The sequence below is a fragment of the Leclercia sp. UBA2479 genome (assembly GCF_002341985.1).
GTDB classification, from domain to species: domain Bacteria; phylum Pseudomonadota; class Gammaproteobacteria; order Enterobacterales; family Enterobacteriaceae; genus Enterobacter; species Enterobacter pneumoniae.
The window spans coordinates 752,972-765,853 of sequence record NZ_DDPB01000009.1; the positions used below are offsets into that span (position 1 = coordinate 752,972).

The 12,882-nt window shown below is 53.0% G+C and carries 12 protein-coding genes; 5 read left to right on the forward strand and 7 right to left on the reverse strand.

The features are described 5' to 3' along the window. Nucleotides 1–132: 132 nt before the first annotated feature. From araH to B3B59_RS13295, 4 genes are all read right to left on the reverse strand, one after another. Entirely contained in the window at nucleotides 133–1,113 is a 981-nt protein-coding gene (gene araH / locus B3B59_RS13280) for an arabinose ABC transporter permease AraH (RefSeq protein WP_040075074.1), read from the reverse strand. A 14-nt stretch (nucleotides 1,114–1,127) separates the two neighbouring features. After that, a complete protein-coding gene (araG, locus tag B3B59_RS13285; RefSeq protein WP_212475588.1) occupies nucleotides 1,128–2,642 on the reverse strand; it encodes an L-arabinose ABC transporter ATP-binding protein AraG in 1,515 nt (504 codons plus the stop codon). Between the two features lie 69 nt (nucleotides 2,643–2,711). Continuing rightward, nucleotides 2,712–3,701 (reverse strand): arabinose ABC transporter substrate-binding protein AraF, encoded by a 990-nt coding sequence (gene araF / locus B3B59_RS13290; RefSeq protein ID WP_286809234.1) that lies wholly within the window; start codon nucleotides 3,699–3,701, stop codon nucleotides 2,712–2,714. A 316-nt stretch (nucleotides 3,702–4,017) separates the two neighbouring features. Then, complete coding sequence (locus B3B59_RS13295) at nucleotides 4,018–4,575, reverse strand: DJ-1/PfpI family protein (protein ID WP_212475586.1); 558 nt, start codon at nucleotides 4,573–4,575, stop codon at nucleotides 4,018–4,020. Between the two features lie 534 nt (nucleotides 4,576–5,109). Between B3B59_RS13295 and B3B59_RS13300 the strand changes: the two genes are divergently transcribed. Both B3B59_RS13300 and B3B59_RS13305 read left to right on the forward strand, forming a co-directional pair. Then, complete coding sequence (locus B3B59_RS13300) at nucleotides 5,110–5,613, forward strand: non-heme ferritin-like protein (RefSeq protein ID WP_040075070.1); 504 nt, start codon at nucleotides 5,110–5,112, stop codon at nucleotides 5,611–5,613. A gap of 167 nt (nucleotides 5,614–5,780) precedes the next feature. After that, nucleotides 5,781–7,124 carry an anaerobic C4-dicarboxylate transporter gene (locus B3B59_RS13305; protein ID WP_286809235.1) on the forward strand — a complete coding sequence of 448 codons (1,344 nt, stop codon included), beginning with the start codon at nucleotides 5,781–5,783 and terminating at the stop codon, nucleotides 7,122–7,124. 78 nt (nucleotides 7,125–7,202) lie between these two features. On the opposite strand, the gene B3B59_RS13310 is transcribed toward B3B59_RS13305, so the two are convergent. Both B3B59_RS13310 and azuC read right to left on the reverse strand, forming a co-directional pair. After that, complete coding sequence (locus B3B59_RS13310) at nucleotides 7,203–7,454, reverse strand: DUF2766 domain-containing protein (RefSeq protein WP_263616072.1); 252 nt, start codon at nucleotides 7,452–7,454, stop codon at nucleotides 7,203–7,205. Nucleotides 7,455–7,562: 108 nt separating this feature from the next. Continuing rightward, complete coding sequence (gene azuC, locus B3B59_RS13315) at nucleotides 7,563–7,646, reverse strand: stress response protein AzuC (RefSeq protein ID WP_154298819.1); 84 nt, start codon at nucleotides 7,644–7,646, stop codon at nucleotides 7,563–7,565. Nucleotides 7,647–7,857: 211 nt separating this feature from the next. On the opposite strand from azuC, the gene B3B59_RS13320 reads away from it, so the two are divergent. Further along, on the forward strand, nucleotides 7,858–9,279 hold the full coding sequence (locus B3B59_RS13320) for an MFS transporter (protein WP_286809238.1): 1,422 nt from the start codon (nucleotides 7,858–7,860) through the stop codon (nucleotides 9,277–9,279). Between the two features lie 41 nt (nucleotides 9,280–9,320). On the opposite strand, the gene B3B59_RS13325 is transcribed toward B3B59_RS13320, so the two are convergent. Beyond that, nucleotides 9,321–9,959, reverse strand: coding sequence for an RpiB/LacA/LacB family sugar-phosphate isomerase (locus B3B59_RS13325; RefSeq protein ID WP_046885073.1), 639 nt, complete (start codon nucleotides 9,957–9,959; stop codon nucleotides 9,321–9,323). 249 nt (nucleotides 9,960–10,208) lie between these two features. On the opposite strand from B3B59_RS13325, the gene B3B59_RS13330 reads away from it, so the two are divergent. After that, complete coding sequence (locus tag B3B59_RS13330) at nucleotides 10,209–12,386, forward strand: HD domain-containing phosphohydrolase (RefSeq protein WP_286809240.1); 2,178 nt, start codon at nucleotides 10,209–10,211, stop codon at nucleotides 12,384–12,386. Between the two features lie 97 nt (nucleotides 12,387–12,483). Beyond that, nucleotides 12,484–12,822, forward strand: coding sequence for a YecR family lipoprotein (gene yecR / locus B3B59_RS13335; RefSeq protein WP_040075065.1), 339 nt, complete (start codon nucleotides 12,484–12,486; stop codon nucleotides 12,820–12,822). Nucleotides 12,823–12,882: the final 60 nt, after the last annotated feature.

Below are 12,882 nucleotides of genomic sequence, written 5' to 3' on the forward strand. Positions count from 1 at the left end.
ATCTCTACAGCCATGTAAGTATAGACAGTGTGACGCTGCTCGCCATTTGAAGACCCCCTTCCCGCTGCGGCTGGAAGGGGGTTTTGTAGGCAACTACACTTAAAAGTTGGGTCGCCAGAGGGGGATTTTTGCTTAAACTGTGCGCTTCGCTTTTTGCTTATAACGGTCGAAGATCACCGCTGCCAGCAGGATGAGGCCGCGAACCACGTACTGCGAGAACGGGGAGATATTCAACAGGTTCATCGCGTTTTCCACCGTGCCGAGGATCAGGATACCGGCCACGACATATGAGATTTTTCCGATGCCGCCTTTCAGTGAAACCCCGCCTAAAACGCAGGCTGAGATGACAATCAGCTCATAACCGATGGAGGTCATCGGCTGGCCGCTGGTCATACGCGATGCCAGGATAATACCCGCCGCTGCCGACACCAGCCCCGAAAGAACGAAGATAATGATTTTGGTGCGTACAACCGGTACCCCGGCCAGACGCGCCGCCTCTTCATTACCGCCAATGGCGAGGGTATTACGGCCAAAAGTGGTTCTGTTGAGCAGGAAACCAAAGATAATCAGGCACCCGACCGTCAGCCAGATAGGCGCCGGCAGCCCTAACCAGTTGGCATAGCCGAGCGTAAAGAAGCGCTCGTCTTCGATACCCACCGCTTTACCATCCGAAATGATATAGGCCAGCCCACGCACAATCTGCATGGTGGCTAAGGTCGTGATCAGGGCATTGATTTTCAGGCGGGCGATGACAAAGCCGTTCACCAGCCCACTCGCCACGCCCAGCAGCAACCCGGCCGCGACGCCAATCCACAGACTTTCGGTCATATTGATGACCACCGCCGTGGTGACCCCGGCGCAGGCGATGACAGAGGCCACCGACAGGTCAAAATCACCGGATGCCAGACAGAACAGCATTCCGCAGGCGACCATCCCGGACATAGAGATAGCCAGCCCCAGCCCCTTCATATTGATAAAGGTGGCAAAGTTGGGCACGAAAATGGCGCAGCCGAGAAACAGTACGGCGAAGACCACCAGCATGCCGTATTGATCCCAGATACGCCCAAAGCTGAAGGCCGATTTTGGCGCTCCGGAAGTTGTGACAGAGGACATCATATTCTCCTTAATCAGGCGACTGCCTGGCTAACTTTAGGCATCGCAAGGCTTAACGCCTGCTGTTCATTCGCCTGTTCATGAAGTAATTCACCGGCGATTTCACCTTCCCGCATCACCACTACGCGGTCGGCAACCCCCAGTACTTCCGGCAGATCGCTGGAGGCGAAGAGCACCGCCACTCCGCGTTTTGCCAGCGCGTAAATCACATTGTAGATTTCATGTTTCGCCCCAACGTCAATGCCGCGGGTCGGTTCATCCAGCAAGATCACTTTCATCTCTTCCGACAGCCAGCGCCCAAGAATCGCCTTCTGCTGGTTACCGCCAGAGAGGTTCATAATCAGCTGTTCGGCACCCGGCGTTTTGATATTCAGAGAACGAATGTGGTGGTCGGCATTACTCACCTCCCAGCTATCGTTAATCAGGCAGCCGGCGCGGATGGTTTTACGGCGCGCGGAAATATTGATGTTATCGCGCACTGAATGCACCGGGATGATCCCCTCGGCTTTACGATCTTCGGGGCAGAGCATCATCCCCGCACGAATGGCGTGAGCAGGCTTCTGAATATCGATCCGCTGTCCGTCGATATAGACTTGCCCTTCGGTGATACGCGTTCCACCAAACAGCCCTTTCATTAATTCACTGCGCCCTGCCCCCACGAGGCCAAACAGACCGACGATTTCGCCGCTGCGCACCGTCAGGCTAATGGGCTTGCGTACGCCAGGGGCTTTAACCTCCTCCAGACGCAGCAATTCACCGCCATACTGACGCGGCTCCCAGTGATAGATATCCCCCAGGTCGCGGCCCACCATCGCCTGCACCAGTTGATCATGATTGACCTGCTGCATATCAGAGAAGGTGCGCACATAGCGGCCATCTTTAAAGACGGTGATGGCATCGCTGAGGGCAAAAATCTCTTCCATACGGTGGGAGACATATAAAATGACGCGCCCCTCTTTGCGCAGCTCGCGAATCACGCGGAAGAGGTTGTCGATTTCGCGCGCCGAGAGCGAACTGGTCGGTTCATCAAAGGCGATGACTTTGGCGTTTCGCGCCAGCGCCTTGGCGATTTCAACCATCTGCCACTGACCAATTGAGAGATACTTAAGCGGCGTCTGCGGGTCAATATCCAGGCCGAGATGCTTAAGCTGCAAACCGGCTTCGTAATTGAGCAGGGAGCGGTTCACAAAACCGCCTTTATGGGGCAACTGGCCGAGATAAATGTTCTCGGCGACCGTCATCTCCGGCACCAGATGCAGTTCCTGATAAATAATCGCCACCCCGGCATTCAGCGCGGCGGTGGTGTCAGCAAACGAGACCTGCTCCCCTTTCAGGGCCAGGCTGCCCGTGGTCGGGGCGTAGTTACCGCTGAGAATTTTCAGCAGTGTGGATTTTCCGGCGCCGTTCTCCCCCATCAGGGCATGAACCTGACCGGCATAGCAATCGAAGCTGATATCGGTAAGGGCATTAACACCGGGGAAGGTTTTGCCGATGCCGCGAAAAGAGAGATAGGGTTCAGACTGTTGCATAACGTCTCCGAAGATCGAGTAGTGAACGTCTGGCCCTCTGCACAGCGCAGAGGGCGCAATCACAGTAACTTATTTACCGCCCAGCCCTTTTTTCTCCAGCTCTGCTTTAAAGTTGTCGCGGGTGATCAGCACCACGTCGGTCACTTCGGTAAACTTCGCCGGTTCTGCGTCTTTGGTCACCCAGTTATAGAGCATTTCGCTGGATTTATAGCCATGCACGTCCGGGCTTGGCAGCAGAGAACCGTAGAAGCCGGTCGCCTTCGCTTTCGACAGTTCACTCACCGCATCCACGCCATTGATACCGATACCGATAACGTCTGCGGCTTTAAAGCCCTGACCTTCTGTTGCACGCACGCCACCCAGCACGGTGTTATCGTTCATCCCTAACACCAGCCAATGCTTCACTTCCGGGTGCTGTACCAGCATGGAGTTCGCGGCATCGAATGCCCCTGGGATATCGTTAGATTTAGTTGGCACTTTGTAGATCTGTTTTTCCGGGAAGCCTGCAGCCTTCAGCGCATCCATGGAGCCGGTGGTACGACGACGCGCGGTATCCAGCTCATCTGCGGTAATCGCCATTACGCCGGTCTCTTTCACGTCCCAGCCGCGCTTTTGCATCTCTTTGTATAACTCTTGCCCCTGACGCTCACCGATTTTGGTGGCGGCCATCATCACCAGCGGTACGGTCTCCATCGGTTGACCTTTGGCGTTGACGAACTGGTCATCTACCGCGATCACTTTCATGTCGTAGCCGCGCGCTTTCGCCATGATGGCCGAGCCCAGTTTGGGATCCGGAGTACAGATGACAAACCCTTTCGCGCCGCTGGCCGCCAGGCTATCGATGGCGTTCAATGTTTTCTCACCGTCCGGCACGGCAATTTTGATCACCTCGAAACCTAAATCCTTGCCGGCTTTGTCAGCAAATTTCCATTCCGTCTGGAACCAGGGCTCCTCTGGTTGTTTCACCAGAAAACCGAGCTTCAGATTCTCTGCCATAGCGGATTGTGACATAACCGCGGCCAGACCAATGGCCGCCAGCGCTTTAGTAAATTTGTGCATGGTAAACTCCAGCTTTAATGTTCTTTTCTGTAGGGAAAACGTATTCAAATTTAATTTTATCGGACTTAAAACAAGGCATTAGCGCCAGAAGGGATTAAAGCGCGTTTGCTTGAGATAGTTTTAGCGGGAAATTAATCATCCATAAGAGAGCGCCATCACACGGCAGAATTACAGTAATTGCGTACATAAATTCAGCGAAAAATGACATAAAAAAAGGGGGTTTTGTCAGACAAATCAAGAGGGGGTAAGCAGGATAATCCATAACTTCAGCTATGATATCCTTGTGAAATGGGCGCCATAGCGCCCGTAAGAAAAATTACCAGGCGTAATAGATATGGTCGGCGTGATCGCGTACCGGAGCTTCGTCTTTTAAAAGACGCGCCGCCAGCGTCAGGGCAAAATCGAACGCATGCCCTAATCCTTTGCCGCTAAGAAGGTGGCCATCTTCTACAACCGGGGCATCAATATAGACGCCATCTTTTACGTCCTGCCAAAGATCGCCTGAACAGACATAGCGGCGCCCTTTTAATAAACCATTGCCGCCCAGTACACGTGCCGCCGCTGAGCAGATGGGGCAGATATATTTACCCATCTCATCGTGTGCCGCCACAAAGCGCACCACCTCTTCGCTGGCGGCCAGATTGACACTGCCCTGCGGCCCGCCGGGCAGGACAACGGCGTCGTAGCGGGTCTCGCGCTTTTCACTCAGGGTGCTGTCTGCCACCATGGGAATATTATGGTAACTCACTACCGCACGCGACTCAGCGCAGGCCAGCGTCTCGACCTCAATGTGCATGCGACGCAGGATATCAATGGTAATAATCGCTTCTGCTTCTTCAAAACCGGGTGCCAGCAGCACCGCCACCTTTGCCATAAACCACTCCCGTATCCAACAAAGATAAAACAATATTTCATTTTTACAGAAGTTTTGCCAGCAAACCTCATGATGGATCACAGAACGGGCTAAAGCTGGGGAAAGGCTTTTGAAGATGGCGTTTAGCCCTCGTTGTGCTGAATAAATAATCAGCGCGTGTGAACTGAGACAGGGACACTGGTTTTTATTGTTTGGATCATTTTTCTCAAGCGCATAAAAACAGGGGGGATTGATAAAGACCCATCCGGATCAATAAATGGAAATAAATTATATATATCAACATGTTATAAGAAAAATAACTACCAACTAAATTGTCAATATCTTCCCTGCGTTAAGTTTTATAAATTAAGAGTAATGAACGGTAAGAATATATTTATAAGGATTTTCTTATAAATGCGCCAGGGGTATTATAATTTGTGTTAAGTGCATTTAATGAATATTTCTCATCTTTCATCTTCTGAAGAGCAACTATATTTATAAGCCCTTCGAGGTGAAATTTACCCCGTTCAAGACCCCAAATAAAAGGAAGTTATTATGGTTGTTCAGGTCATGATGAAGAAACTTAACACCCAGATGAATCGGGAGTATTACGCTTCTAATCTTTATCTGCGCCTCAGTGAATGGTGCTCACACAACAGTCTGAATGGTACAGCAACATTTTTGCGTACCCAGGCGCAGAGCAACGTCACGCAGATGATGCGCGTATTTGACTTTATAAAAGCCTCTGGCGCCATGCCGGTACTTGAAGCCATTGATTTGTGCGACGAAGATTACTCAACGCTGGAAGCGCTCTTTCAGCGAACGCTTGAAGATTATGAACAGCGCCATCATAACCTTGCGGAATTAACGCAGGATGCCAGAGCGCTGAAAGATAGCAGCACGCTCAATTTCCTGCAGGAAATTAAACAAGAACAGCAGCAAGATGGCCTGTTATTAAAAGCGGTACTCGACGAAGTGAAGAATGCCCGCCAGGCGGGCTTATGTCAGGAACAGACCGACCGGCATCTCCTGAATATTGTCAGCCATCAGCACCATTAAACCTCCTGTTGCTTAAACGCCCGGCTCCGCCGGGCTTTTTTATGTTACGCAAAAGTTACTAACGCATTGCTTTTATTAACTTTTAATAAATCCGATCCCGCTCGCAATGAATACCCACACATCATGCAATGATTTGGCAAAATCTATTTACATTGATGAGGGCGTTCATGATTACGATGGAATTTCTGGTCATTATCCTCTGCCTGCTGGCGGGTACGCGGTTTGGCGGTATGGGGCTTGGCCTGATAAGCGGCATTGGGCTGTTTATTCTCTGCTTTATCTTTGGCCTGCAGCCCGGTAAACCCCCGGTCGATGTGATGCTCACCATCCTGGCGGTGATCGGCTGTGCGGCCACGCTGCAAACCGCAGGCGGGTTAAATGTGATGATGCAGTTTGCGGAACGGCTGCTGCGCCGACATCCTCAGCACATTACCCTGCTGGCACCTTTTACCACCTGGATGCTGACCTTTCTCTGCGGCACGGGGCATGTGGTTTACACCATGTTTCCTATTATCGCCGACATCGCACTGAAAAAAGGGATCCGCCCCGAGCGCCCGATGGCCGTGGCCTCTGTTGCTTCGCAGATGGCGATCACCGCATCGCCAGTCTCTGTGGCGGTGGTGTCACTGATCTCTATCCTTGCCCAGCATCACGGGGGCGGTCAGGCCTGGGGCATTCTGCAGATTCTGGCCGTGTCAGTACCCGCGTCGTTAGCGGGTGTGGCGATAGCGGCGCTCTGGAGCCTGCGCCGGGGCAAAGATCTGGCAGATGATGAAGCGTTTCAGAAGCGAATCAGCGATCCTGGGCAACGAAAGTTTATTTACGGTAGCACTGAGACCCTGCTTAACCAGCAATTTCAAAAACATGCCTGGTGGTCAACGTGGATCTTCTTTGCCGGTATTGCGCTGGTGGTTCTGCTGGGGGCGTTACCTGATTTACGGCCGGCATTTGAGGTGAAAGGCAAGCTGACCCCGCTCTCAATGAACCTGGTCATTCAGATGATGATGCTGATAGCCGGTGCGGTAATGCTGGTGGTCTGCAAGGTTAATCCCTCATCCATTTCCAATGGCGCGGTCTTTAAAGCGGGTATGGTGGCCATCTTCTCGGTATTTGGCGTGGCGTGGATGAGCGATACCTTTTTCCAGGCCCATCTGGAAGAGTTAAAAATGGCCCTGGAGGGGGTAGTGAAGAACCATCCCTGGACCTACGCCCTCGTGCTGTTTTTAGTCTCAAAACTGGTGAACAGCCAGGCGGCAGCCTTAACCGCCGTCGCGCCGATGGGGCTTATGCTGGGCATCGATCCCAAAATGCTGATTGCTTTCTTCCCCGCTTCGTACGGCTATTTTGTCCTGCCTACCTACCCCAGCGACCTCGCCTGTATCGGCTTTGACCGTTCCGGCACTACGCGGATTGGCAGATTCATCATCAACCACAGCTTTATCTTACCGGGGCTGATTGGGGTAAGCTGCGCCTGCGCGGTCAGTTACATGCTGGTGCAGTTGTTCTTCTAAAAACCTTTCCGGGCGGCGCGCTGCCGCCCGTTTAAAAACTTCACAAAAACGTTTCTAAATTCAAAACATCGGTTTATTTTAATGGGATTCGCCCTGCGGAGTGAACTTAAGCTCAATCAACGCAATGGCTTTCTGAATGGCGCGCAGGGTGACCGGGTCGGCGGCGGCAGGATGGCTGGTAAAATCGATGTTTTTGAGCTGGGTGGTCATCTTCTCGCGAACTTCGACCGGGGCGATGACGTCAAGCACGTCCAGAATCTGTTTAATGACCAGCTGGCAGGCGACCACGTCAGAGACCAGCTCCTGATCGGCACTCAGGTTTTGAGACATTTGGCTTCTCCTTATTGAAAGGCGGCCATAGTAGCAAAACTCCTGCCCTTGCACCTTCCCGGATGCCGTTTTCGGGCATAAAAAAACCTGCCGCAGCAGGTTTTTTTATCAGAACATCGCGCCAGGCGGGACGTCTTTGAAGGTTTTGCAGTAGGTTTCCCACATGCTCTTCAGGATTGCGCGCAGTTTCATCGGTATGCTCCGGTTGTTTTTATGTGCAGGTGTTTTGGTTGATGCGCTTATAATATGACCTGCATCACAAAAATCAATGGTTTTGTGATGCCCATCACTCATGCAAATGCCAGATAAATGGCGCATTTGACCAAAAATATAAGCAAAAACATGAGATTAAAATTAAACAAATCTCAGTAAAATTTAAAATTTTTTTAGTGGCAGAGGACTAATGGCAGAAAACAATACCGGTAAAACCTCCGGTGGGCTCTCGCCCGCCGCGCTGTTGGTTGCCGGCGCCTTCTTTATGGAGTTTCTCGATGGCACCGTGATCGCCACGGCGCTTCCTGATATGGCTAAAAGCTTTGGCGTTCAGGCGGTCGATCTTAACATTGGCATTAGCGCCTATCTGATTACCCTGGCCGTGCTCATTCCGGCCAGCGGCTGGATTGCAGACCGCTTTGGCGCACGCAAAGTCTTTGCGCTTGCCTTAGCCATTTTCACCCTTGCCTCGGTATTTTGCGGGCTGGCCAATAGCGTCGATCAATTTGTCGCCATGCGTATTTTGCAGGGGATGGGCGGCGCCTTGATGGTACCGGTCGGGCGACTGGCCGTACTGCGCACTACGCCAAAACATCAGCTCATTACCGCTATCGCCACCCTCACCTGGCCTGCGCTGGTGGCCCCCATTATCGGACCTCCGCTCGGAGGCTTTATTACCAGCTATGCCAACTGGCGCTGGATCTTCTTTATCAATGTGCCGCTGGGCTTGATAGCTATCGCCCTGGCCCTGCGCATTATTCCCGATATCCGCGAGGAGGCCCGCCGTCCGTTTGACACGCCAGGCTTCATCGCCACCGCCATTGCGATGGTAAGCCTGGTCTATGCCATGGAGTCGCTGGGTGTCGGGCAGATTGACCTGGGGTTGACCCTGGGTTTGCTGGCACTCGGCACCGTCACGCTGGTCTGGGCTCTGCGCCACTTCCTGCGGGCACCATGGCCCATGATCCGCCTCGATGCCATGCAGGTGCCGACGTTTCGCGTCACAATGTACGGTGGCTCATTATTCCGCGCCTCTATCAGCGCGGTGCCGTTTCTGCTGCCGCTGCTGTTTCAGGTGGGGTTTGGAATGGATGCGTTTCACTCAGGGCTGTTGGTGCTGGCGGTATTTGTCGGTAACCTGACCATCAAACCGGCAACCACGCCGCTGATTCGCACGCTGGGATTCAAAAAATTGCTGCTCATCAACGGGACGCTGAACGTCCTGGCGCTGTTAGCCTGTGCCTTGTTGACCACCGAGACGCCCGTCTGGCTTATTATGCTGATTCTCTATCTCGGCGGCGTGTTTCGTTCAGTGCAGTTTACCGCAATTAGCACCCTCGCTTTTGCAGATGTCCCTTCACCACAAATGAGCTATGCCAACACCCTCTTCTCGACCGCTACCCAACTGGCCGTGGGGCTGGGCATCACGCTTGGCGCAATCGGGATCCGCATTGGCGAGCTTTTTAGCGAGATGCTGGAGATTAACGCGCTGCCCGGCATTAGCTTCCGGCTGGCGTTTGTGGTGATTGCGCTGATCTGCCTGGCAGGCATGTTCGATACGCTGCGGCTGACGAAAAACGCCGGTAGCGCCGTCTCGGGTAAGCAGGCATAAAAAAAGCCAGCTGCTGCTGGCTTTTTATTACTACCAACATATTAGCCAACAATACCGCGAACAAAGGCTTCGATCTCTTTGTCCTGGCAGTTTTCAAAGAAGCACTGCTGGAAGCGCTGACCCGTTACTGCGGTTTTCACCAGTTCCGGATCGATGGCGCGCAGCGTGTCGAGATAGTTATCTTTGACCACCGCCGCTTTCACCTGGTTAAGAATGCCGGCATTACGCACCTGCGGCTCTTTACGCTCTGGTGGATAGCCTTCGCCTTTACGCCCCGTGAAGGCTTTTTCAAAGATAAAGCGCACGTTCAGCTCTGCACCCCAGCCGAAGCCTTTCGCAAAAGGCAGCGCCAGCGCGTTACCGTTGTTAATCTGTGCAAACAGGAACGCATCTGCCGGATCGATGCAGTAGCCGCAGTTCACCCCCGGATGGATGTTCAGGGACATCAGTGCACCCTGGCCAGTGCCGCAGCCGGCGATAACAAAATCAACTGCTTTGGAGTTGAGCAGGATGCTCGCCATGATACCGAGGTGAATATAGGTCAGATGGTGATCTTGCTCATCGCTCATGCCGACGTTAAACACCGGGAAACCTTTCTCATCGGCAACGGCGTTTAATTCATTGAGGATGATGGCGTTTTTGCTCGCCTGGCTATTTTCCATCATCAGTGCAATTTTCATTCTTCATCTCCTGAATGCGTGGCGGGCTTTCCCGCGGTGAATAGCTAACCTTTTCAACCTTACTACCTAGCAAACAGACTTTCAAATTAACTGAAAAATAGTTTTAAAAAATAAAGATGGGCTCACAGTTTCGTCCTTTAACCGTTTTGCTGCATGGATTCACAACCTGAAAAAAAGCTTAGTCGCCCTGCTCTTCTTTTGACTAGACTGCAAGAAAAAGACGACAAACCATCAGTTCGAGGTTTAACTGTGAATTTGCGCCGCCCGACGCTTCGTTTCACCGCTTTGCGTGTCGCCATCCTGTTTATGACGACATTATGGACCCCCTGGCTACTTGCCAGCTCAGAGCCTGCCGCTGACGCAGTGCCGGTCTGGATCTACAATGCGGACAGCTTCGAATTCTGGCACACGCCGCAGGGTGAGGCGCGCGGGTTTTATCCCATACTCGTTTCCGCCCTTAATCAACGTTTTAACCTCAATCTGCAACTGCGTCCGATTTCCGGCAGTGAAATTGGCCAGCGTTTTAATACCGACGCTTATGGAGTCTATGTGGGCGTCTTGCGCACAGAACAGCGAGCCCGCACCAAACTCCTCTCCTCCCGGCTATTTGATAATGAAGTGGTAGCCGCCAGCCAGACACAGCAGATTAGTACGCTGGAGCCGTTACGCCATGCTCGCGTCCTGTTTCGCGAAAACGACGCTACCCTCGCAAGCGTGAAACAGCGCTACCCCGATCTCACCTTCCGCTCTCTGCGCGAGGTGGCCAGCAGCGATGAAGCGTTTCGACTGTTGAGCGAGAATAAAGCCGATTTCTACATTAACGACGCCAGCGAAATGGAGAATACGGCCCGCTATTATGTTATCTCCCGCCCCTTCCCCGAACTTCGAATTCCGGTAGTCATGGCCTTCAGCCCCGATCTGCGCCCGTTACGGGAGCAGGTCAACACGTTAATTAGCGAATGGTTTCGTAGCGGAAAGATGCGCCACCTGCTCGAAGAGAGTAAGCGCAATTATCTCCTGAGCCGTATCACGCTGTCTGAGGCCGAGCGCGACTGGTTACAGCAGCATCATTTACAGGTCTGGCTGCCCAAAAATGAGAACTACGCCCCGCTGATCTGGAGAGAGGGTCAGGGTTATCATGGCATCGCCCTCAATATGATCAACGACATGCGCGAACTGCTGGGGATGAAAGTGGACGTGCAGTTTATCGATGATTACGCAACTGCCCTGCGAAAGCAGCAGTGGCCGGTGCGGCTACTCAATATCACTGAGTCGAAAGGTGATAACCTCACCCAGGGGCAGATTGGGCCCACCATTCCCTGGCACAATGCGTATTACAATCTTATCGGCCACCCCTTTTTGTGGGATGAAGAGAGTATCCGTAATCAGCGTATCGGGGTACTCACGGGCTCCTTTGCTCAAACCTATCTGCAACGTCGCTTCGGCGAGGACGTGACGATCGTTAACCGCGCCTCTGTCGACCAGTTGATCGCTGCCATAGAAGATAAAGAGATAGATTATATTCTCGGCGACCTCAGTACGCTGGAATCCGCCCTTCGCGGAAATGAACTGTTCCGCGGCGTGCTCAAAGTGGCAGGGGTAACCCGGTCAGAGTTCGAGATCGGTCCCTGGGTCGCCCCCGACCATCCGCTGCATAATCTGCTGAGCCAGGTACAGCGGCTCTCCAGTTTCCGCACGCAGCTCGAACGGCAGGAAAAACCGGATACCTTACCAGAGCTGACGAAAAACAGCTGGAAGATGATCAGCGTAATACTGCTTATCGCCTCGCTATTCAGCCTCGGAATGCTGGTGATGATGTGGCGGCACATGCAGAAAAACCGGCTGGTCAATCGCAATATCGTGCAGGCGCTGGAGAAGGTCAACCGCGCACACGATGACGAAACCGGCAGCCATATTCAGCGGGTGGCGAAATATTGCGGGATGATGGCTCGTGAACTGGGCCTGCCCCGCCGTACTGTCCACGATATCGAACACTTCGCCTCACTCCACGACGTTGGCAAAATTGCGGTGCCCGATCGTATTCTGCGTAAACAGGGCAAACTCACCCCGGAAGAGTTCAGCGAAATGAAACTGCACGTGCTGAAGGGCTGGCGCGTTATTCAGGGGCTGGGACTGGGGCCCGTGGCGGAAAACATGATCCACTTCCATCATGAGAAGTGGGATGGCAGTGGCTATCCCCAGGGGCTACGCGGCGAGGAGATTCCAGTAGAGGCGCGTATTCTGGCGCTGGCGGACGTCTACGACGCCCTTCGTCAGAAGCGGATTTATAAACCCGCCTTCAGTCATGAAGAGGCCTGCGAGGTGATCCTCGCAGGCAACGGACGCCATTTCGATCCCATGCTGGTTCAGTTATTTCGCCGTCACCATCTGGCGTTTCAGGCCATCTTCGACAGCATGGCCGATTAACTATCAGTAAAGAAAGGGGATAAACCCCGGCTATTCAGGCCATTGCGCGCGCAGGGTCACGGTAGGATAAGCTATTTCACCTCATGCAGAGTGTTCCATGAAGAAAGTATGCCTTAGTGCCCTGCTCTTATTGCTGACGGGATGTAGCGTAACCCGGCAGGCGGAAGTGAGTCGCGTCGATGTGCCGCAGGGCCTCGTCTGGATGAATTACGGTCAGGCCGCACTGCAAAATGCCCGCTACGACGCTTATGTGACAAACGGCACCGCCACCCGCGAATGCCAGGCGATGGGCTATAACACGGCCATGGCCTACGGACAGCCGGTTAAAACCTGTAGCGTGATTAGCGGCTCGCTGTGCCTGAACGAAACGGTGACCATTCAGTATCAGTGTCAGGGCTTTGCCCCAAATCCGGTGACGGCCCCCGCTTATTATTAATCTGATTGCCAGTTTATCCGGCTGGCAATATTTCGATTAAACACGAAACAGAATAATTCT

Bases quoted from the DNA above. Each gene is read 5' to 3' on its own strand.
- araH (WP_040075074.1), bottom strand. From the start codon at position 1,113: ATGTCCTCTGTCACAACTTCCGGAGCGCCAAAATCGGCCTTCAGCTTT.
- araG (WP_212475588.1), bottom strand. From the start codon at position 2,642: ATGCAACAGTCTGAACCCTATCTCTCTTTTCGCGGCATCGGCAAAACC.
- araF (WP_286809234.1), bottom strand. From the start codon at position 3,701: ATGCACAAATTTACTAAAGCGCTGGCGGCCATTGGTCTGGCCGCGGTT.
- B3B59_RS13295 (WP_212475586.1), bottom strand. From the start codon at position 4,575: ATGGCAAAGGTGGCGGTGCTGCTGGCACCCGGTTTTGAAGAAGCAGAA.
- B3B59_RS13300 (WP_040075070.1), top strand. From the start codon at position 5,110: ATGGTTGTTCAGGTCATGATGAAGAAACTTAACACCCAGATGAATCGG.
- B3B59_RS13305 (WP_286809235.1), top strand. From the start codon at position 5,781: ATGATTACGATGGAATTTCTGGTCATTATCCTCTGCCTGCTGGCGGGT.
- B3B59_RS13310 (WP_263616072.1), bottom strand. From the start codon at position 7,454: ATGTCTCAAAACCTGAGTGCCGATCAGGAGCTGGTCTCTGACGTGGTC.
- azuC (WP_154298819.1), bottom strand. From the start codon at position 7,646: ATGAAACTGCGCGCAATCCTGAAGAGCATGTGGGAAACCTACTGCAAA.
- B3B59_RS13320 (WP_286809238.1), top strand. From the start codon at position 7,858: ATGGCAGAAAACAATACCGGTAAAACCTCCGGTGGGCTCTCGCCCGCC.
- B3B59_RS13325 (WP_046885073.1), bottom strand. From the start codon at position 9,959: ATGAAAATTGCACTGATGATGGAAAATAGCCAGGCGAGCAAAAACGCC.
- yecR (WP_040075065.1), top strand. From the start codon at position 12,484: ATGAAGAAAGTATGCCTTAGTGCCCTGCTCTTATTGCTGACGGGATGT.